A 22,905-nucleotide genomic window follows, 5' to 3' on the forward strand; every position below is an offset into this window, starting at 1 on the left:
ACCAGATTGCTGTAAGCGCTTGCATTCACCGGAGCCCCGCTGCTAGCGTCGCAGCATTGTCGGTGGCACGCGGTCGTGCCGAGAATCGGGAGTCAAGGATGACGCAACGCGCTCGCGCACGCAGCTGGTTCGCACTCGTGGTGTCGGGGGCTCTCGCGGCATCCGCGATCGCCGTCGTCCCGGGCCTCGCGGCCGCGGCCGAGGAGCCTCGCACGTTCGCCCTCGTCGGCGACCTGCAGTCGGAGCTCGGATGCCCCGGCGACTGGCAGCCCGACTGCGACGCGACCGACCTCATCGCCACTGGCACGCCCGGCGTCTACGCGGCGGAGTTCACGATCCCCGCAGGCACCTGGGAGTACAAGGTCGCCGTGAACAACGCGTGGGCTGGGGCGATCGGCCTCAACGGCGGTGACGCCAACATCCCGCTCACGGTCGCGGGGGACACCCCGGTGCGCGTCGTGTTCGACGACACCCTGAAGCGCGTCGGCCTCGAGGCGACCGGCCTGCGCGGCGCCTACGACGAGGCATCCGATGCCGCACTCGTGGCCGACCCGGTGCGCCAGCCCGGCAGCGACGAGGTCTTCTACTTCGTGATGACCGACCGGTTCGAGAACGGCGACTCCGCGAACGACGAGGGCGGCCTCACCGGCGACCGCCTCGCGACCGGCTACGACCCCACCGCCAAGGGCTTCTACAACGGCGGCGACCTCGCGGGACTGCGTTCGCAGCTCGACTACATCGACGGGCTCGGCACCACGGCGATCTGGCTCACGCCGAGCTTCAAGAACCGCGCGGTCCAGGGCGAGGGCGCGAACGCCAGCGCCGGCTACCACGGCTACTGGGTCACCGACTTCACCCAGATCGACCCGCACCTCGGCACGAACGCCGAGCTCGAGGCGCTCATCGCCGAGGCGCACGCCAAGGGCATCAAGGTCTACTTCGACATCATCACGAACCACACGGCCGACGTCATCGATTACGCCGAGGGCCAGTACGCCTACATCGACAAGAAGACGAGCCCCTACACGGATGCCACGGGCAATTCCTTCGACCCGGCGACCTACGCCGACGGCAGCCAGCCCTTCCCGGCCCTCGACCCCGCCACGAGCTTCCCCTACACGCCGGTGCTCGAGGCCGACGAGACCGACCTCAAGGTGCCCGCCTGGCTCAACGACCCGACGCTGTACCACAACCGCGGCGACTCGACGTGGGAGGGCGAGTCCGTCACGTACGGCGACTTCGTCGGCCTCGACGACCTCATGACCGAGCACCCCACAGTGGTGAACGGCTTCGTCGACGTGTACGACAACTGGATCGACCTCGGCATCGACGGGTTCCGCATCGACACTGCCAAGCACGTCAACTTCGAGTTCTGGGAGCAGTGGTCGACGGAGGTGCTCGACTACGCGCACGCCGCCGGCAAGCCCGACTTCTTCATGTTCGGCGAGGTCTACGACGCCGACCCGGCGAAGCTCTCGCCCTACGTGCGCAACAGCGACATGAACTCGGTGCTCGACTTCACCTTCCAGTCGCAGGCCGTGAGCTTCGCGGCGGGCAACTCGGCGAAGAACCTGCAGTCGCTCTTCGCGGGCGACGACTACTACACGACGCCCGACTCGTCGGCGACAGCGCTGCCGACCTTCCTCGGCAACCACGACATGGGACGCGTCGGTTACATGCTGCAGTCGACGGATGCCCCGCTCGCACGTGACGAGCTCGCACACGACCTGCTCTTCCTCACGCGCGGCCAGCCGGTCGTCTACTACGGCGACGAGCAGGGCTTCGCGGGCATCGGCGGCGACCAGAGCGCCCGCCAGACCCTCTTCGCCAGCCAGGTGGCGGAGTACCAGAACCAGCCGCTCGTTACCGGTGACACCTTCGGCACGGGCGAGCACTTCGCGACCGATGTGCCCCTCTACGGGCACATCGCCGACCTCGCCGCCCTGCGCGCAGCCCACCCGGCGCTCGCCACTGGCGCGCAGGTCGAGCGCTACGTCGACAACGGCGCGGGCGTCTACGCCTTCTCTCGCGTCGACCGCATCGAGAAGGTCGAGTACCTCGTCGCCGCGAACAACTCGAACGCCGCGAAGACCGTCGACGTGTCGACGCTCACGCACGACGGCGTCTTCGAGGTGCTCTACGGCGACGGCACCCCCGTCACCGCGAATGCCGCAGGCGTGGCATCCGTCACCGTGCCGTCGCTCGGCACCGTGGTGCTGAAGGCCGACCGCACGGTGTCGGCGCCCGACGCCGCATCCGCCATCTCGGTCGCGACCCCGGTCGCCGGTGCGGGCGTCACCGGCGTGACCCCGGTCGCCGCCGACGTCGACGACGCCACCTGGCAGGAGGCGAGCTTCGCCTGGCGCGTCGCCGGCTCCGACGAGTGGCACGCGCTCGGCACCGCCGAGGACACGAGCCCCCGCGTCTTCCACGACACGGCGGGCCTCGCGAACGGCACGCTCCTCGAGTACCGCGCGGTATCCACGGATGCCGCGGGCCACCGCGCCGCCGCCTCGACCTACGCGTCGGTCGGCAACGCCGTGAACCTCGTCGTCGAGGAGGAGCCCGAACCGCCGATCGACCTCGTCACCGTGCCCGGCAACCACAACGACGAGATGGGCTGCCCGGGCGACTGGACGCCCGGCTGCGAGGTCGCGAAGCTCACGCTCCGCGCCGACGGCATCTACGCCGGCACGTTCGACCTTCCCGCAGGCGTCTACGAGTACAAGGTCGCGCTCAACGGCAGCTGGGACCTCAACTACGGCGCGAACGGCGAGCAGAACGGCCCGAACGTCGGGTACCACCACGACGGCGGATCCATCACGTTCTACTGGAACCCGGACACCAAGGTCGTCTCCTCCACCGCCGAGGGTCCCGTGGTGACGCTGCCCGGCAGCTTCCAGTCCGAGGTCGGATGCCCCGGCGACTGGCAGCCCGAATGCCTCGCGTCGCTCATGCAGGACGGCGACAAGGACGGCGTCTACACGTTCGCGACCGACGAGATCCCGGGCGGCGCCTACCAGGTGAAGGTCGCGCACGGCATGTCGTGGAACGAGAACTACGGCGACGGCGGCGTGCCGGGCGGCGCGAACTACACGTTCACCGCCGCCGACGGCAAGCTCGTCGAGTTCCGCTACACGATCGCGACGCACGTGCTCGAGATCGTCGTGACCGACCCGCCGCTCGCGGGCACGGGCGAGTCGCGGGCGCACTGGGTGAGCGCCGACACGCTCGCGTGGCCGGTGGAGTACCTCGGCGGGGCATCCGCCGACTCGGCGACCTGGACGCTCGAGCACTCGGCGGACGCGTCGCTCGACGTGTCCGACGGTGCCGTCATCGGCGGCGACGAGCCGGTCTCGCTCGAACTCGACCCAGCCGGTCTCAGCGACGCGCAGCTGGCGAAGTTCCCGGCGCTCGAGGGCTACCTCGCCCTGCACCCGGTGGGCCTCGACCGCGTCGAGGTGCAGCAGCTCCTCACCGAGCAGCTCGCGGTGGCCCAGTCGACGGATGGCGCGCTCAGCGCGTTCACCGGCGTGCAGGTGCCCGGCGTGCTCGACGACCTCTACGCCGACGCGCTCGCCTCGACCCCGCTCGGCGCGACCGTGACCGGCATGGACTCGACGATCCGGCTGTGGGCGCCGACGGCGAAGTCCGTAGCGCTCGAAGTGTGGGACTCCGGCGCGACCGGCGACCCGGCGGTGATCGCGGCTGAGTTCGACGCGGCCGACGGCACGTGGAGCGTCGACGGTCCCTCCGTCGGCGACGAGTACCGCTGGTCGGTCCAGGTCTACGCGCCGGCGACACGCGAGATCGAGACGAGCTCGGTGACGGACCCGTACTCCGTAGCCCTCACGACGAACTCCGCCCGGTCGGTCGTCGTGAATCTCGACGACCCGTCGCTCGCCCCCGAGCAATGGGCCGAGACGCCCGCGCCCGTGGTGGAACGGCCCGTCGACCGGGCGATCTACGAGTTGCACGTGCGTGACTTCTCGATCACCGACGAGACGGTGCCCGAGGCCGAGCGCGGCACGTACCGGGCGTTCACGCGCGACTCGGCGGGCACGGCCCAGCTGAAGCAGCTCGCAGAGGCGGGCATCAACACGGTGCACCTGCTGCCCACGTTCGACATCGCCACGATCGAAGAGCACCGGGCCGCGCAGGCGACCCCGGCGTGCGACCTCGCGAGCTACCTCCCGGCGTCGAGCGAGCAGCAGGCGTGCCTCGAGTCGATCCGCGACCTCGACGGCTTCAACTGGGGCTACGACCCGTTCCACTTCCAGGCGCCCGAGGGCTCCTACGCGGTGGACCCGAACGGCGGCGCCCGCGTCGCCGAGTTCCGCGAGATGGTGGGCGCGCTGCACGCCACGGGCCTGCAGGTGGTGCTCGACGAGGTGTACAACCACACCGCGGCATCCGGCCAGGGTGAGAAGTCGGTGCTCGACAAGATCGTGCCCGGCTACTACCAGCGCCTGAACAAGGCCGGCAGCGTCGAGACCTCGACGTGCTGCCAGAACGTCGCCACCGAGCACGAGGTCGCCGAGAAGCTCATGGTCGACTCAGTCGTGCTGTGGGCCAAGGAGTACAAGGTCGACGGCTTCCGCTTCGACCTCATGGGCCACCACTCGAAGCAGAACATGCTCGCGGTGCGCGGCGCCCTCGACGAGCTGACCCTCGCCGAGGATGGCGTCGACGGTTCGGCTGTGTACCTCTACGGCGAGGGCTGGAACTTCGGCGAGGTCGCGAACAACGCCCTGTTCGAACAGGCCACGCAGGGCCAGCTCGGCGGCATCGGCATCGGCACCTTCAACGACCGGCTGCGCGACGCCGTGCACGGCGGCAGCCCTGTCGACGGATCGTCGACGTTCGTGCAGGGCTACGGCACGGGTCTCGGCACCGACGCGAACGGCGACCCGATCAACGGCACGCCCGAGGAGGCGCTCGCCGACCTCGCGCACCAGACCGACCTGGTCAAGCTCGGCCTCGCGGGCAACCTCCGCGCGTACGAGCTGACGGATGCCACGGGCGCGACCGTGCGCGGCGACCAGCTCGACTACCGCGGGTCGCCGGCCGGCTACGCCGACCAGCCCGACGAGGTGATCAACTACGTCGACGCCCACGACAACGAGACGCTCTACGACCTCTCGGTGTTCAAGCTGCCGACGGACACCCCGATGGCCGACCGCGTGCGCATGAACACGCTGTCGCTCGCGACCGTGACGCTCTCGCAGTCGCCCTCGTTCTGGCACGCCGGCACGGAGCTGCTGCGTTCGAAGTCGCTCGACCGCAACAGCTACAACTCCGGCGACTGGTTCAACCGCATCGACTGGACCGGCCAGGAGTCGACCTTCGGCTCGGGCCTGCCGCCGGCGGCCGACAACGAGGGCAAGTGGTCGATCATGGCGCCGCTGCTCGCGAACCCGGCGCTCAAGCCGGGTGCGGCGGACATCGCCGCCGCCGAGGCATCCGCCCTCGACGTGCTCCGCGTACGTGAAGAGGTCGACCTGCTGCAGCTCGGCTCGGCTGAGCTCATCGACGAGAAGGTGACCTTCCCGAACAGCGGGCCGGATGCCGCGCCGGGCCTCATCGTGATGCAGATCGACGACCTCGTGGGCGAGGACGTCGACCCCGAGCTCGACGGCGCGCTGGTGGTGTTCAACGCCTCGCCCGAGCCGATCACCGAGCAGGTCGACGGGCTCGCCGGGCGCGACTTCGCGCTGACCGAGGCGCAGGCGAACGGCTCCGATGCGGTCGTGAAGACGACGGCGTGGGATGCCGCGACCGGCGCTCTCACGATCCCGGCTCGTACGGCGGCGGTCCTCGTCGACGAGCAGGAGCCGCCGGCGATCGGCACCTCGGTGACGGCGGTGCCGAACAAGGTCTTCGCCAAGGCCGGGTCAGGGATGAAGCTGGGTGGTCACGTGGTCGCCGCCGACGGGACGGACGCGGTCGGCACGCTCACCATCCTGGACGGCGGCGACGCCATCGCGACGACCCAGGTGGCGGCCGGTGACGCGGGTCGCTTCGACGTGAAGCTGCCCAAGCTGGGCGTCGGGATCCACGTGCTCACGGTCGCGTTCGACGGCGGCGAGGGCTACGCCGATTCGCAGTCGGTGCCCATCGTGATCGTGCTCTGGTAGCGCCCCGGTCGAGTAGGTCGCGAGCGACCGTATCGAGACCGCCGTATCCCGCTCACGAGCGAACGCCCCGACCGAACCTCGGCCGGGGCGTTCGCGCTCCTCGATCGTGTGCGCGAGCTCAGAAGGCCACGCCGCACGCGGCGAAGCTGCCGAAGATCGCGTCGCCGTACGCGTCGAACGCGTGGTCGATGCCCTTGCCGTCGATCGCATGCCAGTCGTTCGGGTTGTTCTCGGCGATGACGCCGCCCTGGCCGACGGCGCCTTTCGCCATGAGCGTGAACGAGGCGGGCGCTCCCGTAGCGGCGTACGCCGCCTTGATGCAGTCGGCCTGCTCCTGGGTGATGAGGCCGCCGTCGGCGTCGCCTTGGATCGCGTCCGCGACGACGAGCGTGAACCACGCCTGCGAGTTCGCGCCGGCGCTCGCGTCCCCCTGCTCCGAACGGCTCGGGTTGTAACACTCGTGCGCGTACGCGGCGGCGCCCGTGCCGAGAGCGAGCGCGGCAGCGAGCGCAACCCCCGCGCCCACGTTGGTCAGTTTCCTTGAGAGCATGTTCTTCTCCTCCTCGATCGGGTTCGACGTGGGCCGGGGATCCGACACACGTGCCCCACCCTGCCCGGGTTCAGGATCTCGCCACATCCGTGCTGGCCCTCATTCGAGAACACGGGCTTCGCCGCTCCTCAACCCGCAGAAGCCTCGGAGAGGGCGGCGTGCACCCGCCCGAGGCGCTCGAACCACCAGTCGGTCCGATCGGCATCGGCGGCGTACCGGTCGAGCAGCTCCGGATCGGGCAGCACCCGGCGAACCGGGATCGCGCCGTCTTCGGGCACGAGCGGCGCGTGCGTGACATCCGCCGCAAGCAGCGCGGCGGTGCCGAGGCCGCAGTCGTAGTCGAGCTCGGGCACGGACGCCGCGAGCATGGCGCCCATCGCGAGGCCGACGCTCGTGTCGAGGGCACTCGAGACCACGACGGGCAGGCCGGCGTCCGCGATGATGCCCAACGCGCGCCGGATGCCGCCGAGCGGTTGCGCCTTGATCACGAGCAGGTCGGCGGCGCCCGCCTCCGCCACGGCGAGCGGGTCCTCGGCCCGTCGCACGCTCTCGTCGGCGGCGATCGGGATGCCCATGTACTTCGTGCGCCGCCGGATCTCGGCAAGCTCCTCGATCGAGGCGCAGGGCTGCTCCACGTACTCGAGGTCGAACGGCGCGAGCGCGTGGATCGCGTGCTCGGCCTCGTCGACGTTCCACCCGCCGTTGGCGTCGACTCGGATGCGCCCCTCTGGGCCGAGCGCCTCGCGCACGGCGCGCACGCGCGCGACATCTGCGGAGAGGGTCTCGTCGCCGCCCGCGACCTTCACCTTCGCGGTGCGGCAACCGGGGAACCGCGCGAGCACCGCGCGCACGCTGTCGGGGTCGACCGCCGGCACCGTGGCGTTCACGGGGATCCGGTCGCGGAGCGCGGGCGGCGGCGCGTTCCAGCCGAAGTCGATCGCCGCGGCCAGCCAGGCGGATGCCTCGTGGTCGTCGTACTCGACGAAGGGCGAGAACTCCGTCCATCCCTCCGGCCCCTCGAGGAGCATCGCCTCGCGCACGTCGATCCCGCGGAACCGCGTCACGAGGGGGAGCACCACCACTCGTGCCGTGGACAGCAGGTCGTCGAGGGTCGGCAGGGGCGCGGCGTCGTCGGTCACCCTCCCATCGTGGCATCGACGGGCCCGCAGCATCCGGTCGTGGCCCGAGTCGTCGCAGAATGCATGAAGATCCGGCCGATGGGTGCCGTGGGGACGGCAAGGCGCGGATGATCATGCGGAATCGGATGCCGCGTGCCATGGCCGCGCGAGTCTCGCCGCTGAACGACGGGCAGTGGCGTACGGGCCCTCGTGAGACGCGCTCTGTTAGTGTGGGCCGACCTGGAGGTGCGCATGCCGGATGATCTCGACTCGCTGGGCGTCGAGGCCACGGAAGTGCGACGCGACTCGCCCGGACGCAACGTGACCATCGCCGTGATCGGGCTCGTGCTCGTGGTGGCGGCGCTGATCCCGCTCACGTACGGTGCGATCTGGGTCGGCTCGATGGTGTACGCGGGTCTCGTGTCGTTCCTCACCGGCGGGCCGGCGCCCGAGCCGCCCGTCACCTGAGCCGCGGTGCCGTGAGCCCGTGCCGTCCCCGGGAATAGGCTGGGGGCATGTCGCGCGAGGTCTCGGAGCTGTTCGATGCGAGCGAGTGGACGGATGCCGCATCCGGCGCCTCCCGACCTGGCGGAACCGGCATCGGCGGTTTCACCGACATCACGTACCACCACTCGCTCGACGGCCGCATCGCGCGCATCGCGTTCGACCGGCCCGAGGTGCGCAACGCGTTCCGCCCGCACACCGTCGACGAGCTCTACCGGGCCCTCGAGGACGCACGAACGAACCCGCGCATCGGCGTGGTCCTGCTCACCGGCAACGGTCCGAGTGAGAAGGACGGCGGCTGGGCGTTCTGCTCGGGCGGCGACCAGCGCATCCGAGGCCGCGATGGATACAAGTACTCCGACGCCGAGACCGGGCTCATCGATGGCGCGGCCGGCGCGCACGGCGGTCACGCGGCGGTCGGGCGCCTGCACATCCTCGAGGTGCAGCGACTCATCCGGTTCATGCCGAAGGTCGTCATCGCGGTCGTGCCTGGCTGGGCTGCGGGCGGCGGCCATTCGCTGCACGTCGTCTGCGACCTCACCATCGCGAGTCGGGAGCACGGCCGCTTCAAGCAGACCGATGCCGACGTCGGCTCGTTCGACGCCGGCTACGGCTCCGCGTACTTCGCCCGCCAGATCGGGCAGAAGTTCGCTCGTGAGGTGTTCTTCCTCGCCGAGGAGTACTCGGCCGAGCGCGCCTACGAGATGGGTGCCGTCAACCGGGTCGTGCCGCACGCCGACCTCGAGCGCGAGGCGATCGGCATGGCGCGCACGATCCTCACGAAGTCGCCGACGGCGATCCGCATGCTGAAGTTCGCGTTCAACGCCGTCGACGATGGCATGGTGGGCCAGCAGGTGTTCGCAGGCGAGGCGACTCGGCTCGCGTACGGCACCGACGAAGCCGTCGAGGGTCGCGACGCGTTCCTCGAGAAGCGCGATCCCGACTGGGGCCCGTACCCGTGGCACTACTGAGCCGGGACGCGCGATGAAACCGCTCATGCGGGTTTCGACGGCGGATGTCGCGGGCCTCACGTTCGCCCTCCGCCGCGCGCTCGGCGGCGGGCCCGCCGTGTGGCCGACCGCCGCCGAAGCGCCGGGTTTCGTCACCCCCGCGGAGGCGCCGGCAGAGGTCGGCGACGACATCGCGCTCGTCGTCGAGACGAGCGGGTCGACGGATGCCCCGAAGCGCGTGCTGCTCTCGGCCGCCGCCCTTCGCGCGAGCGCCGAGGCGACCGCCGCCGCGCTCAGCGGGCCCGGGCAGTGGCTCCTCGCGCTGCCGACGCACTACATCGCCGGCGCGCAGGTGCTCGTGCGGTCGATCGTCGCGGGCACCGAGCCCGTGGTGCTCGACGGGGACGGCTTCGATCCCGTGGCGTTCGCCGAGGCATCCGCTCGGCTCGATCGGTTGCGGCCGCGCTACACGTCGCTCGTGCCCGTGCAACTCGCCCGACTCGTGGAGGCCGCGCGCACCGACCCTCGCGTCGCCGAGGCGCTGCACCGGTTCGATCGGATCCTGCTCGGCGGCCAGGCAGCGGCGCCGTCGCTCATCGTCGCCGCCGACGCGCTCGGCGCGCGCATCACGCGCACGTACGGCTCCAGCGAGACCGCCGGCGGCTGCGTCTACGACGGTCGCGCGCTCGACGGGGTGCGCGTGCGCATCGCCGACGGCGTCGTCGAGCTGTCGGGTCCCATGCTCGCCGACGGCTACCTCGACGACCCCGAGCGCACTGCCGCAGCCTTCCCGACCGACGCCGACGGCACGCGCTGGTACCGCACGGGCGACCGCGGCGCACTCGCTCACGACGGCACGCTGCGCATCACCGGCAGGGCCGACGACGTCATCATCTCCGGCGGCGTGAAGGTCCAGCTCGGCGAGGTCGAACGGGCGATCCGGAAGATGCCCGGCTTCGCCGAGGCCGTCGTCGTGCGCATGCCCGATCCCGAATGGGGCGAGCGGGCTGCGGTGGTGGCACCGCGCACGGATGCCGCCGCGGCATCCGCTGCCCTCGCGACCCTCGCCGCGGCGACCGACGCTGCGGGGCTCATGCCCGCCGCCCGGCCCGTGCGCCTCGAGGTCGTCGACCGGATGCCGCTGCTCGCGTCGGGCAAGCCCGACCGCCGAGCACTCGAGGCGCGAGTGCTCGGCGGCGGGACGGCGTAGCGGGTCAGGGCACGGGCGCCGGGGCGGCGTCGGCAAGCACCTCCGCGTCGGCCTCGGCGATCCGGCGGGCCTCCTCGAGGTGTGCCTGCACCTTGCCGCGGCTCGGCAGAAGGAGGCTCGCGAGCGCGGCGATCGCGAATCCGGCGACGGCAACCCACACCGAGGCCTGGAGGGCGGTGACCAGATGCTCGCGGCTCCAGTCGTCGCCGATGACCGAGAAGAACACGGTCGTCGAGATCGCGACGCCGGCTGCCGCACCGAGCTGTTGGAACGTGCTGTAGGCGCCGGATGCCGCACCCGCATCGGCGACCGGCACGGTCGCGAGCGCGACGTCCACGAGCGGGATGACGAGCAGCGCGAGGCCCACGCCCGAGACCAGCATCGGCCAGACCGCCGCCCAGCCGCTGAACTCGGCACCGGTCTCGGCGACGATCGCGAACACCCACAGCAGGCCGGCGCCGAGGAGCGCCGCGCCCAGGGTGACGAGGTACTTCCCGACACGGGCCACGAGCGGGATGACGACTCCCGTGCCGACCAGCGCGCCGAGGCTGAAGGCGAGCAGGTTGAGGCCGGCGGTGAGCGCGTCGAAGCCGAGTCCCACCTGCAGGTAGATGATGAACGGCAGCGTGAACGCGTTGAGCGACCCTTGGAACGTGGCCTGGGTCACGATGCCGGCCGAGAAGCCGCGGTCGGCGAAGAGCGGCATGGGCAGCAGGGCCGAGCCGTCGCGGCGCATCCGCCGGCGCGAGTAGGCGATGAACACCCCGAGCAGCACCGCCCCGATCGCCACGGGGATCCACAGCCAGGCCGGCCAGCCGAGCGACTGGCCCTCCACGAGCGGCACCATGAACGCGAGCACGATGGCGCTCAGCAGCACGACGCCCACGAGGTCGAGGCGCAGCGGCCGCTCGGATCGGGTCTCGGGCACGAATCGCGCGGCGAGCACGAAGATGACGATGCCCACCGGGATGTTGATGAGGAAGACGGTGCGCCAGCCGAGCCCCCAGAGGTCGGCGTCGATGAGCCAGCCGCCGAGCACCGGCCCGAGCACGGCGGCGAGCCCGGTGACGCCGCCGATGAGGCCGTACATCGGAGCACGCTCGCGCGGACTGAACAGCGCCTGCACCGACGCGAGCAGCTGCGGCACCATGAGCGCCGCGAACAGCCCCTGTGCGATGCGGGTCGCCACGAGCGCCTCGGCCGACCACGCGGCGGCGGCTGCGGCGGACGCGAGGGTGAACCCCGCGATGCCGATGAGGAACACGCGTCGTCGCCCGAACAGGTCGCCCAATCGACCGCCGGTGATCAGCGCGACCGCGAACGCGAGCATGTAGCCGCTCACGATCCACTCGAGCTGCGCCTCGGATGCCCCGAGGTCGGCGCCGATCGACGGCAACGCGACCTGCACGATCGTGACGTCGAGGAGGTCCATGAACGAGGCGAACAGGAGAATACCGATGGCGAGGCCTCGGCGCGGGATGGTGGTCATCCTCGTCGTCCTTTCGTATGCTGAGTATTGTCTCCAAGACGGGATAGTCCCGGAGTGGGATAATCCCACAACGGGAATAATAGGGAGTCATGTCGCAGATGTCAAGCAAGGCCGAGGTCACCGGACGCATCGTCGGGCTGATGCAGCTCGTGATCGCGTCGTCGGTCATGACCAACGAGCGCATCGCCAGGTCGCTCGGACTGAACGTCGTCGATATGCAGGCGCTCGGCTACATCGCCCGCGGCGGACCGATGACGGCGGGGGAGGTGAGCCAGCAGACCGAGCTGCCGACGAGCACGACCACGCGCGTGCTCGACCGCCTCGAGAAGCTGGGGTTCATCGAGCGCTCCACGGATCCGAACGACCGCAGGCGGGTGGTCGTGCGCGCGCGACCCGAGATGCTGGCCGGTGCGGGTCGCGGTGGGCAGGACGACCCGTACGCCAGCATCCTCGCCGGCATGCGGCGGGTGCACGAGGGGTTCACCGTCGACGAGCTCGAAATCGTCGCGCGCTACCTCGACGCGATGAAGGACGTGCGCTGACGCTTCGCGGGTTGAGGAGCGGCCGCGGGGCGCATCTCGAAACGCACCGTCATAGCGTCGCGAACTAGCATGTCGATGTGGCACGCCCGAAACCCCAGCGAATGAACCCCGACGACGTCCGGAACCGCGGAACGCATGGACGCTCGGGCAACCCTGCCAAGGCGGCGAACGGACCGACCGCGGCGCGCGGTCCTGCGACCGCCGCCGACTGGGTGGCGGGGGCGCGGTTGCGCACCCTGCCGCTGGCGATCGCCCCGGTCGCGCTCGGCACGGGAGCGGGCGTGGTCGCGATCGCCGACGGCCCGTGGCATCCGGCCCGCGCCCTGCTCGCCCTGGTCGTGGCGCTGGCGCTGCAGATCGCGGTGAACTACGCCAACGACTACTCCGACGGCGTGCGCGGCACCGACGACCACCGGGTCGGGCCGGCCAGGCTGACCGGGTCGGGCGCCGCGAAGCCGCGCCACGTGCTCGCGGTGGCCCTCAGCTTCTTCGTGCTCGCCGCACTCGCCGGCCTCCCCCTCGTGATCGTGACCCAGCAGTGGTGGCTGCTCGCGGTCGGCGCAGCCGCCATCGTCGCGGCCTGGTTCTACACGGGTGGGAAGCATCCGTACGGCTACTACGGACTCGGCGAGCTCTTCGTCTTCGTGTTCTTCGGGCTCGTGGCCACCGCCGGGTCGGCGTACGTGCAGGCGCTCACCGTGAACCTCGAGGCGTGGCTCGGCGGTGTCGGCGTGGGCCTGCTCGCCTGCGCGGTGCTCATGGCCAACAACCTCCGCGACGTCGCGCAGGATAAAGCGGCCGGCAAGCGCACGCTCGCGGTGCTCGTCGGACCGCTCGCGGGCCGCATCCTGTTCGCGGTGTTCATGCTCGTGCCGTTCGCGATCGCCGTGTTCTTCGCCCTGCTGTACCCGACGGCCTGGCTGGTGCTGTTCGCGTTGCTGCTCGCGCTGCCGGCGTGCGTCATCGTGCTGTGGTCGAGGACGGCGCGGGAGCTCCTGCTCGCGCTGCAACTCGCGAGCTTCACGGCGCTCGCCTACGGCGTCGGGCTCGGGCTCGCGTTCGCGCTCTAGATTCCGTCTCGCTGCCTACCACGTAAAGGGCACGGGTCGTCTTACTCTGAGGGCGTGACCTCGCTGTGGTACGTGTGTTACGGCTCGAACATGGACGAGACCCGATTTCGTGATTACCTGCCCGATTCGGACCGGCGACGCCTTCGGCATCAATGGGTCGATGTCCCCTATGAGAGATATTTCGCCGGCACCTCGAAGACGTGGGGCGGAGCAGTCGCATTCCTGTCTCTGGCGCAGGATACCGAGATCCACACGCGATGCAAGGCGTACCTCATCGAGGAACGCGATCTCTCGGCCATCGTGCGTCAGGAGAATGGCTCGACCGAAGATCTCTCTGATGAGCTCCATTCACTACAGGTTGACCAATGGACCGCGCTTCCGACGCCACCATCCTCGGATGGCTTCAGAGGGAAGTACAACGCGCTACTTCGCTTGCCGGGCATCGAGGAATCGGCTGCTTACACGCTCACCACAGCACGTCGGTTGCAACTCGGAGCTCCGGCTCCAGGGTATTTGGCGCTTATCGAAGGCGCCCTGCGGGCGGAAGGTTCGCCGCTGTCTCCTGTCGAAGGAACGGAGAAGGACGGATACAACGCGCGGTTCGTCACATCGGGTTGGGATATCAGGTTCAGGTGGACGGAGGAGCAGCGATCAGCCCGCCCAACAGGCTTCGATGCGGTGCGCCTGCCACTTTCCTATGCGCCTGCCGTGCAGTTCTCAGCTGTCTTGGCTGACCTCGAGTCAGAAACAGCTCGTGCGCCCACCTGGATAACATTCGCGGAGGACATCGGGCAAAGACCTTTGGTCGACTCCTCGTTGGCGGATGCCGTTGGGCTTACGCCCGGCAGCGACGGGACGCACGTGAACCTCGACGTTCGGCGGCCAGTCCCGTACCGGCGTCTCTCGGGTGTTGCATGGGATATTCCCGGCAGCGACGTGCTCCAGGCCGCTCCGGGCGATGCAGCGGAGCTCGGGCGGTGGGTCCTCGTCATCTCGCCAACCATTGCTGCTCCATTTCGCGTGGTCGGCCGCTCGCACGTGCCGACAGGTTCGGTACGGATCGGCTACGCTGGCCGACGGTTGCTCGGACTGAGGCAGAATAACGGTGGTCGGATCCGAGACGACCACGTTTGGGTCCAGACCGTCTCACGGCCTCGCTGGGCAGCCCGGAAGCGTCCGATCAGAGCCTTCGGCGAAGCCCTCGTGGGGGCCCCTACAGTGGCGCTACGATCCACCGAAGGGCTCGTCGGGGACGACGGCGACCGGATCGTCCGGGTTGATTCGACCGCCCTCGACCTCCTCGGTGTCACTTCGGGCGATCGCATCGTCGTCTCGTGGGGCTGGCGAACGATCGGGGCCACAGTCCTGCTGCAGACCGAATCGACCCTCGAGACGATGCGTAAGCAACTCGGCGAAAAGACAGGGCATCAAGCGCGCCAGTCGATTGGGGATGTCGCGACGCGCCTCGACGTTCCCGAGCACCTTCGCGCTTGGGTTTCATCACAGATCCGCTTCAGGTTGCAGATCCCGCCCGACACCGTTGTCCGACTGCGTCGGAGCATCCCACATACGCTGCTCAAGCATGCATTCGCTCTCGCGTTGCCCGCTGCAGGTTTCGTGGTTGCCGCACTCGCACTATCCCGCGTGCCTTGGTATTGGGCCGCTGCTCTCTCGGTAGTGGTGATCCTCGCAACGCTTGCGTCAATCCGCCGCCGCAACGGATCAGGCCAGAGCAAACGCGGGCGTGGCAGCCGAACGTCTGCCTAAGCCAATCGGATTCGAGATTCGACGACTGTGCTCCACCATCTGGTTTCAGCTCGCGGCCGGGTGCTCCTCGTCGCGGGGCTCGGGCGCCGTCGCGTCGATCGCGGCGTCCTCCTCCTCGTCGTCGGGCCGCACGGCCGGAGCCTCCCGGTGTCGTGCCGCGTAGAGGTCGCTTGCGATCGACTCGCGCTGGCGGCGGAGGAAGAGCAGCGAGGCGCTGAGTCCGAACACGGCGGCGACCAACGCCGAGACCCACGGGTTCACGCCCGCGAGGAGGAGCACGGCGAGCGGCACGGCGAACAGCAGGATGCGCAACGCGGTGTACCAGATCCAGACGGGCACGGACTTCACCCTCACAGTGTAAGTCGGGTCTGCTGAGCGGTCTCACAGCCGCGCTCCCGGCTGACGCGCCTAGACTGTGAGAATGGCCCGGCTGCTCTTCGGACTCGGCGTCGCTGCCGTGATCTTCACGATCTACGCCGTCGCCGACTGCGCGTTCTTCGACCGCACGCGCATCCGAGGCCTGCGCCGGGGCTGGTGGATCGTCGTGATCCTGTTCGTGCCGATCATCGGCGGCCTGCTGTGGTTCATCATCGGCCGCGGCCGCGCGAGCCGCGTCGGCCCGTCGCGCGGTGGCACGGTCGCACCCGACGACGACGCCGAGTTCCTGCGCCACCTCCGCGAGGACGCCGCGCAGGACGAGCGGATCCGCCGCATGGAGCAGGAGCTCGCCGAGCTCGACGACGAATTCCATAACGGCACGACGCCCGGCACCGGTCGCACCCCGGGCTCAGGCACGCCGACGCCCGACGATGGGTTCGAGAGCGGCAGCGACACGCTCGGGACCGAGCACAAGCACCCCGACGCGCCTGAGGCGCCCGGTGAGGCGGGCCCGTCCGGGCGACCGAATGGCTGATCCGGCGCCCCATCGGGTCGATGCCCGGCGGAGCCCCGCGAGCGATGCCGCGATGGCGCTCCTCAGCGCGTTCGTGCGCGAGGGCGTCCGCGATGTCGTCGTGGCGCCCGGGTCTCGTTCGCAGGCGCTTGCGCTCGCCGCGGCGGAGCTCGAGCGCGTCGGCGCGATCCGGCTTCACGTGCGGATCGACGAGCGGGGTGCGGCGTTCCTCGCGCTCGGCACCGCGATCGAATCGGGTCGCCCTGCCGTGGTCGTGACCACGTCGGGCACGGCCGTCGCGAACCTGCACCCCGCCGTGCTCGAGGCGCACCACGCGGGCGTGCCGCTCATCGTGTGCTCGGCCGACCGTCCGGCGGAGCTCCGCGGCATCCGCTCGAACCAGACCACGATGCAGCCGGGCATCTTCGCCGGTGCGGTGCGCCTCGAGCGCGACGTCGTGGCGCCCGAGGGTGCGAGCGGTGAAGCGGATGCCGCGGCTCGCCTCGCCCGCGAGGCCGTCGACGCCGCGCTGGGCCGCGACGATTCGGGCGACCCGGTGCCGCATCCCGGACCGGGGCCGGTGCACGTGAACCTGCAGCTGCGCGAGCCGCTCTCCGCCGTGCTCACGCTCGAGGACGCCAGTGGGTTGAGGGGCCCCGAAGGGGCGTCTCGAAACCCGACCTTAGGGAACCGGGGTTTCGAGACGGGCGCTGCGCGCCCTCCTCAACCCACCGCCGTCATCGAGCCCGGGCCACGCACGCTCGTCGTCGCCGGCGCCGGCGCCGGCCCCGCCGCGGAGGAGTTCGCTCGGTCCGCAGGCTGGCCGCTCATCGCCGAGGTCACGAGCGGCGCGCACTTCGGGCCCAACCTCGTGGTCGCCTACCGCGAACTCCTCCGCGAACCGGGGTTCGGCGACACCGTGGAACGCGTTGTGGTGTTCGGGCATCCGACGCTCTCGCGTGAGGTGCCGGCGCTCGTGCAGCGCGACGGCGTCGAGGCCGTCGTCGTCGCCCCGACGGGCATCGAGTGGTACAACCCCGGTCGCAGGGTGCGCCGGTTTGAGCGGGCGGTGCGCGCCGCCGACCACGCGCAGACCGCCGACGAGCGGGCGTGGACGGGCCGGTGGGTGCAGGCGAGCCGCATGCTCGTCGCCGATGGACTGCCAGACGCGGCGTCCGTGCGGAGCGGCGTCGACGAGACCGGCCACGTGTCGGACTTCGCCGCGCAGCGCGAGTACGTGCGCGCCCAGCTCGCCGCCGTGCGGGCCCCGGTGACGCGGCGCATGCTCGTTGACGCGGTGTGGGCGGCGACCTGGCCGCACGACCGGCTCGTGTTCGGCGCGTCCCGCCTGGTCCGCGACGCCGACCGCGCCGTGCCCGGTCGGCGCATCGCGGTGCACGCGAACCGCGGCCTCGCCGGCATCGACGGCACGGTGGCCACCGCGCTCGGCATCGCGATCGCGAGCCAGTCGCCGGCGCCGCGGGTTGAGGAGCGCTCGGCGCAGCCGGACGCGTCTCGAAACCCCGACCCAGCGCAGCAGGATTTCAAGACGCCGCTGCGCGGCTCCTCAACCCGCACGGGCGTCACCCGCGCCCTCATCGGCGACCTCACGCTGCTGCACGACGTCGGCTCGCTCCTGCTCGGGCAGGGCGAGCCGCGGCCGCGGCTGCAGCTCATCGTGGGCAACGACGGCGGCGGCACGATCTTCGACGCGCTCGAGGTCGCCGGCTCGGCATCGCCCGACGCGTTCGACCGCGTGCAGTTCACGCCGCAGCAGGTCGACCTCGCCGCCATCGCCGCGGCATACGGATGGAGGTACGCGCGAGCGACGACGCGCGGCGAGCTCGACGAGGCGCTCACGGGCGGCATCGACGGACCGCAGCTCGTCGAGGTGCCGCTGCCGCGCTGACCGGCGCCACGCGCACGGGCGGACCCCTTGCCGCGGCATCCGCTCGATCGACAGGATGGAAGCCTACGCGGCGCCGCGTCGCGCGAGGGGAGCGTGTCATGGGCCGCGAGGCGTACTGGGCCGAGGACCCGAGCGAACTCCTGCTGGTCAAGCCCGGGTTCAAGCTCGCGACGGCGGCCACCGACGCGAGTCCCGGGTTCGACGGCGACAAGGCCGCCGGGCAGGCCGCCCTGGCGGAGGGCGCGCTCGTGCTCGCCGACCTGCAGGAGCGGCTCTTCGCCAACCACCAGGTGGGCGAGGACGGACGGCGCATCCTGCTGGTGCTGCAGGCCATGGACACCGCGGGCAAGGGCGGCATCGTGAAGCACGTCGTGGGCGCGGTCGATCCGCAGGGCGTACAACTCGCGGCGTTCAAGAAGCCCACCGACGAGGAGCTCGCGCACGATTTCCTCTGGCGTGTCCGCAAGCAGGTTCCCGGGGCCGGGAAGCTGGGCGTCTTCGACCGGTCGCACTACGAGGACGTGCTCATCGGGCGCGTGCGCGAGCTCGCGCCGCCCGAGGAGATCGAGCGGCGGTACGGCGCGATCAACGAGTTCGAGGCCGAGCTCGCCGACGCCGGCACGACGATCATCAAGGTCATGCTGCACATCTCGTCCGAGGAGCAGAAGGCGCGCCTCCTCGACCGGCTCGAGCGACCCGAGAAGCACTGGAAGTTCAACCCGGGCGACATCGATGAACGGATGCTCGCGCCGAAGTACCAGGAGGCGTACCAGATCGCGTTCGACCGCACCGCAACGCCGATCGCGCCCTGGTATGTGATCCCGGCGGATCGCAAGTGGTACGCGCGGCTCGCCGTGCAACAGCTGCTCATCCAGGCGTTCGAGGCCATGCACCTCGATTGGCCGAAGCCCGACTACGACGTGGAGACCGAGAAGGCTCGGCTCATCGCGAGCTGAGCGGATGCCGCGCTATCCGCTTCGCGCGCCCGCGGGAGCCGGCAGGCACGCGGGACCCGGCAGGCACGCGAGAGCCGGCAGGCGGGCGGGAGCCGGCAGGCGCGCGAGCACTCAGCCGCCGAAGGCCTCCACGATCGGCCGGAACTTCATGACCGTCTCGGCGAGCTCGTCGGCAGGCTCGGAATCGTGCACTATGCCGCATCCGGCATATGCGGCGACGGTGCCGTCGGGAGAGATCTGAGCGCAGCGCAGCGCGATCGCCCACTCGCCGTCGCCGTCGCCGTCGATCCAGCCGACCGGACCGGCGTAGCGCCCCCGGTCGAAGCCCTCGAGCTCGGCGAGCACGTGCAGGGCGACGCGACGAGGCGTGCCGGCCACGGCGGCCGTCGGATGCACCGCCTGCACGAGATCGAGCGAGCTCGAACCGTCGCCGAGCGTGCCCTTGAGGTCGGTGGCGAGGTGCCAGAGATTCGGCAACTGCAGCGTGAACGGCTCCGGGCTCGTGTCGAGGCGAGCCGTGTGGGGCGCGAGTCGCTTCACGGCGCTCGCCACCGCCAGGGCATGCTCGGCGAGGTCCTTCGCCGAGTGCGCGAGGGCGGCGGCGCGTTCGCGGTCGGATGCCTCGCCGGCGCCCCGTGCGGTCGTGCCCGCGAGCACGCGCGCAGAGACGGTGCCGTGGTCGACCCGCACGAGCGTCTCGGGGCTCGCGCCGATCAGGCCGTCGACCGCGTACACCCACGTGTCGGGGTAGTCCTCGGCGAGGCGGTTGATCGTGGCGCGAAGGCCGTCCTCCTCGTGCAGCTCGCCGAGCAGCTGGCGGGCGAGCACGACCTTCTCGAGCTCGCCGCCGTCGATGCGCCGCACCGCCTCGGCGACCGCTGACTCGTACTCCTCGGGCGGCACCGCGCCAGGCGTGAACGTCACGCGCGGCACGCGGCGCTTCGGCGCGGGCTCGGGGATCTCGAGGACGACGGATGCCGCGGCATCCGCTGCCTCGTCGTCGCCCGTGGCGAGGGCGATGCGCGTCACCCAGGCGCGCCCCTCCCGGCGGCCGAGCACGAGCTCGGGCACCACGAGCACGCTCGTGGAGGCGGACTCGTCGGCGAACGCGAACGCGCCGAATGCCACGAGCCCGGTGCCGGGCAGCCCCACGCGGTCGTCGATGTCGGCGTCGGCGGCGAGCGCCGTCCAGGTTGCCGCCGCGTCCTCGATGCGACTCGGGCCGCTCGTCTCGATGCGCAGGGTCTCGCCGAGCCCCACGATGCCCTCGCCGCGTCGCATCCAGAGCAGCGGATGCCGCGGGTCGGCGCGTGGGATCAAGGGCGCGAGCTCCTCGACGGGTTCGGTGCGTACGACGAGCCGAGGTCGGTCGGAATGATGCGCCGAGGCATCCGTTCGAATCACCGGACCAGCCTACGTCGCGCCCGTGGGGCCGCCGGTCAGGCCGCCACGACCTCCACGCCGTGCCAGAATGCCACGTGGCCCGCGATCTGCGCCGCCGCCTCGGAGGGGGTGGGGTAGGTCCAGGCCGCGTTCGGGTTGCGCTTGCCCTCGACCTCGACGTGGAAGTAGTCGGCCGTGCCCTTCCAGTGGCACACGCTGCGGTTGGCGCTCGGCGCGAAATAGCGCGGGTCGAGCGACTCCTGCGGGAAGTAGTGGTTGCCCTCGATGACGACCGTGTCGTTGGACTCCGCGAGCACCGCTCCGTTCCAGATGGCCTTCATGGATCTCCTCCTCGCAGGCGGGGCGCCCGCATCGCTGTCTGCCGTGTATGCCAACGCGGCAGGCCACCGGTGCATTCCGACGCATGGGACTCGCACAGCCGGCTCCCAGACGGCGCCGATCCGCGCCCGATCCGCGCCCGATCCGACGTCGCACCGACGCCCCGGCACCGCCGGGGCCGCGCCGTAGACTCGGAGGATGACGCGCGCAGATCTCGGCAAGGATCCCTCGCAGGTGTCGGCGATGTTCGACCGCGTCGCGGCCCGCTACGACCGCACGAACACCGTGCTCTCGGTGGGGAACGCACCGCTCTGGCGGGTCGCCACCACGCGCGCGGTCGCGCCGAAGGCGGGGGAGCGCATCCTCGACGTCGCGGCGGGCACGGGCACCTCGAGCGTGAGCTTCGCCAAGTCCGGGGCCTCCGTCGTCGCCGCCGATTTCTCGCCCGGCATGATCGAGGTCGGCCGCCGGCGGCAGGCGGGCGTGCAGAACCTCGTCTTCGTCGAGGCGGATGCCACGCAGCTGCCGTTCGGCGACGACGAGTTCGACGCCGTCACGATCTCGTTCGGACTCCGCAACGTGAACGAGCCGAAGCAGGCCTTGGCAGAGTTCCTGCGCGTCGCGAAGCCCGGCGGGCGCCTCGTGATCTGCGAGTTCTCGCACCCGCCTGCCGGCGTCGTGCGGGCCGGCTACCACGCGTACCAGCGCTACGTCATGCCGCCGCTCGTGAAGCTGTCGAGCTCCAACGACACGGCCTACGAATACCTCAACGAGTCGATCAGCGCCTGGCCCGACCAGCGCACGCTCGCGGGCTGGATCCGCGAGGCGGGCTGGGTCGACGTCGAGTGGCGCAACCTCACGATGGGCATCGTCGCGCTGCACCGCGCCCGAAAGCCTGCTGCGGGTTGAGGAGGGCGCAACAGACCCCCGATCAGCTCACCGGTAGGCTGGAGGGCGTGAATCCGAGCCACCCGGTCGCACGACGCGGCTCAGCGCTCGCCGCGAACCTGGGCCTGAGCGAGCGCGTCTTCGCGTCATCCGCCGACCGGGCGATGGCGAAGGCGATCGACATCGGCATCGAGCGGGTCGAGGCCGGCCTGCTTCGCGAGGTCAGCTTCGCCGACTCGATCGCGGATGTCTCGACGCGCTACCTCCTCGAGGCCGGTGGCAAACGCGTGCGCCCCATGCTCACGCTCCTCACCGCCCAGCTCGGCGCCGGCATCACGGACGACGTGGTGACCGCGGCCGAGGCCATCGAGATCACGCACCTGGGATCGCTGTACCACGACGACGTCATGGACGACTCCGAACGCCGCCGCGGCGTGCCGAGCGCGCAGACGGTGTGGGGCAACTCGGTCGCCATCCTCACCGGCGACCTGCTGTTCGCCCGTGCCAGCCAGCTCATGGCGAGCCTCGGCGAGCGGGCCATCCGCATGCAGGCCGACACGTTCGAGCGCCTGGTGCTCGGCCAGCTGCACGAGACGGTCGGGCCGACCGAGGGAGAGGACCGGATCGGGCACTACATCCAGGTGCTCGCCGACAAGACCGGCTCGCTCATCGCTGCGGCCGCGCAGTCGGGCATCGTGTTCTCGGGCGCCGACCCGGCCTTCGAGAAACCCGTCGTCGAGTTCGGCGAGAAGATCGGCGTGGCCTTCCAGCTCATCGACGACGTCATCGACCTGTCGCCGCAGCCCGAGGAGACCGGCAAGGTGCCCGGCACCGACCTGCGCGCCGGCGTCGTCACGCTGCCGCTCCTGCGTCTCGCAGACCTCGCGAAGACGGATGCCGCATCCGCCCACCTGCTCGAGCGCATCGAGCGCGACGTGATCGTCGTCGCCACCCCCGCCGACGGGTTCGACCCCCTCGACACGAACACGCTCGCATCCCGCATCGTGCCGTCTCGCAAGACCGTCGATGCGATCGTCGCCGAACTGCGGGATCATGAAGCCACGCGCGCTACGCTCGCTGAGGCCCACCGGTGGGCGCGCGAGGCCGTGGCGGCGCTCGCGCCGCTGCCCGAGGGCAGCGTGAAGAAGGCGCTCACTCGATTCGCCGAGACGATCGTGGAGCGACAGAGCTGATGGAGAGA

The 22,905-nt window shown here is 70.7% G+C and carries 18 protein-coding genes; 12 read left to right on the forward strand and 6 right to left on the reverse strand.

The window, feature by feature from the left end:
* The first annotated feature begins 98 nt into the window (after positions 1-98).
* Positions 99-6,137: a pullulanase-type alpha-1,6-glucosidase gene (gene pulA, locus ASG80_RS06535; protein WP_082589822.1), complete on the forward strand. Its 6,039-nt coding sequence runs from the start codon at positions 99-101 to the stop codon at positions 6,135-6,137.
* Between the two features lie 118 nt (positions 6,138-6,255).
* Here pulA and ASG80_RS06540 read toward each other — a convergent pair whose 3' ends face one another.
* Together ASG80_RS06540 and ASG80_RS06545 are read right to left on the reverse strand one after the other, a co-directional pair.
* Positions 6,256-6,687 carry a hypothetical protein gene (locus ASG80_RS06540; protein WP_156401690.1) on the reverse strand — a complete coding sequence of 144 codons (432 nt, stop codon included), beginning with the start codon at positions 6,685-6,687 and terminating at the stop codon, positions 6,256-6,258.
* A gap of 128 nt (positions 6,688-6,815) precedes the next feature.
* Complete coding sequence (locus ASG80_RS06545) at positions 6,816-7,859, reverse strand: o-succinylbenzoate synthase (RefSeq protein ID WP_056729377.1); 1,044 nt, start codon at positions 7,857-7,859, stop codon at positions 6,816-6,818.
* A gap of 198 nt (positions 7,860-8,057) precedes the next feature.
* Between ASG80_RS06545 and ASG80_RS06550 the strand changes: the two genes are divergently transcribed.
* Genes ASG80_RS06550 through ASG80_RS06560 form a run of 3 tightly spaced genes read left to right on the forward strand, consistent with a single transcriptional unit; the run spans position 8,058 to position 10,469 of the window.
* A complete protein-coding gene (locus ASG80_RS06550) occupies positions 8,058-8,273 on the forward strand; it encodes a hypothetical protein (RefSeq protein ID WP_156401691.1) in 216 nt (71 codons plus the stop codon).
* A 47-nt stretch (positions 8,274-8,320) separates the two neighbouring features.
* Positions 8,321-9,280, forward strand: a complete 960-nt coding sequence (locus ASG80_RS06555) for a 1,4-dihydroxy-2-naphthoyl-CoA synthase (protein WP_056729379.1) — start codon at positions 8,321-8,323, stop codon at positions 9,278-9,280.
* Between the two features lie 25 nt (positions 9,281-9,305).
* Positions 9,306-10,469, forward strand: coding sequence for an AMP-binding protein (locus ASG80_RS06560; RefSeq protein ID WP_235508212.1), 1,164 nt, complete (start codon positions 9,306-9,308; stop codon positions 10,467-10,469).
* Between the two features lie 4 nt (positions 10,470-10,473).
* Here ASG80_RS06560 and ASG80_RS06565 read toward each other — a convergent pair whose 3' ends face one another.
* Complete coding sequence (locus tag ASG80_RS06565) at positions 10,474-11,958, reverse strand: MFS transporter (protein ID WP_056729381.1); 1,485 nt, start codon at positions 11,956-11,958, stop codon at positions 10,474-10,476.
* A gap of 89 nt (positions 11,959-12,047) precedes the next feature.
* On the opposite strand from ASG80_RS06565, the gene ASG80_RS06570 reads away from it, so the two are divergent.
* From ASG80_RS06570 to ASG80_RS23440, 3 genes are all read left to right on the forward strand, one after another.
* Positions 12,048-12,500 carry a MarR family winged helix-turn-helix transcriptional regulator gene (locus tag ASG80_RS06570; RefSeq protein WP_056729382.1) on the forward strand — a complete coding sequence of 151 codons (453 nt, stop codon included), beginning with the start codon at positions 12,048-12,050 and terminating at the stop codon, positions 12,498-12,500.
* Between the two features lie 101 nt (positions 12,501-12,601).
* Positions 12,602-13,570 (forward strand): 1,4-dihydroxy-2-naphthoate polyprenyltransferase, encoded by a 969-nt coding sequence (locus ASG80_RS06575; protein WP_056729383.1) that lies wholly within the window; start codon positions 12,602-12,604, stop codon positions 13,568-13,570.
* Between the two features lie 54 nt (positions 13,571-13,624).
* Positions 13,625-15,337, forward strand: a complete 1,713-nt coding sequence (locus ASG80_RS23440; RefSeq protein ID WP_156401692.1) for a hypothetical protein — start codon at positions 13,625-13,627, stop codon at positions 15,335-15,337.
* A 45-nt stretch (positions 15,338-15,382) separates the two neighbouring features.
* Here the strand turns inward: ASG80_RS23440 and ASG80_RS06585 are convergent, their stop codons facing one another.
* On the reverse strand, positions 15,383-15,685 hold the full coding sequence (locus ASG80_RS06585; protein WP_056729385.1) for a DUF4229 domain-containing protein: 303 nt from the start codon (positions 15,683-15,685) through the stop codon (positions 15,383-15,385).
* 73 nt (positions 15,686-15,758) lie between these two features.
* Between ASG80_RS06585 and ASG80_RS06590 the strand changes: the two genes are divergently transcribed.
* The 3 genes from ASG80_RS06590 (at position 15,759) to ASG80_RS06600 (ending at position 19,094) form a co-directional block, all read left to right on the forward strand.
* Positions 15,759-16,250, forward strand: coding sequence for a PLD nuclease N-terminal domain-containing protein (locus tag ASG80_RS06590; protein WP_082589827.1), 492 nt, complete (start codon positions 15,759-15,761; stop codon positions 16,248-16,250).
* A gap of 52 nt (positions 16,251-16,302) precedes the next feature.
* The gene (gene menD / locus ASG80_RS06595) at positions 16,303-18,138 is read left to right on the forward strand and encodes a 2-succinyl-5-enolpyruvyl-6-hydroxy-3-cyclohexene-1-carboxylic-acid synthase (protein ID WP_235508213.1); all 1,836 of its coding nucleotides are present in this window, start codon (positions 16,303-16,305) and stop codon (positions 18,136-18,138) included.
* 98 nt (positions 18,139-18,236) lie between these two features.
* Positions 18,237-19,094: a polyphosphate kinase 2 family protein gene (locus tag ASG80_RS06600; RefSeq protein ID WP_056729387.1), complete on the forward strand. Its 858-nt coding sequence runs from the start codon at positions 18,237-18,239 to the stop codon at positions 19,092-19,094.
* 111 nt (positions 19,095-19,205) lie between these two features.
* Here ASG80_RS06600 and ASG80_RS06605 read toward each other — a convergent pair whose 3' ends face one another.
* The gene (locus ASG80_RS06605) at positions 19,206-20,498 is read right to left on the reverse strand and encodes an isochorismate synthase MenF (RefSeq protein WP_235508214.1); all 1,293 of its coding nucleotides are present in this window, start codon (positions 20,496-20,498) and stop codon (positions 19,206-19,208) included.
* A gap of 35 nt (positions 20,499-20,533) precedes the next feature.
* Positions 20,534-20,818: a DUF427 domain-containing protein gene (locus tag ASG80_RS06610; protein WP_056729388.1), complete on the reverse strand. Its 285-nt coding sequence runs from the start codon at positions 20,816-20,818 to the stop codon at positions 20,534-20,536.
* A 196-nt stretch (positions 20,819-21,014) separates the two neighbouring features.
* Between ASG80_RS06610 and ASG80_RS06615 the strand changes: the two genes are divergently transcribed.
* Together ASG80_RS06615 and ASG80_RS06620 are read left to right on the forward strand one after the other, a co-directional pair.
* Positions 21,015-21,725 carry a class I SAM-dependent methyltransferase gene (locus tag ASG80_RS06615; protein ID WP_056729389.1) on the forward strand — a complete coding sequence of 237 codons (711 nt, stop codon included), beginning with the start codon at positions 21,015-21,017 and terminating at the stop codon, positions 21,723-21,725.
* A gap of 47 nt (positions 21,726-21,772) precedes the next feature.
* On the forward strand, positions 21,773-22,897 hold the full coding sequence (locus ASG80_RS06620) for a polyprenyl synthetase family protein (protein ID WP_056729390.1): 1,125 nt from the start codon (positions 21,773-21,775) through the stop codon (positions 22,895-22,897).
* Positions 22,898-22,905: the final 8 nt, after the last annotated feature.

The sequence above is a fragment of the Agromyces sp. Soil535 genome, from assembly GCF_001428255.1.
Taxonomy (GTDB): Bacteria; Actinomycetota; Actinomycetes; order Actinomycetales; family Microbacteriaceae; genus Agromyces.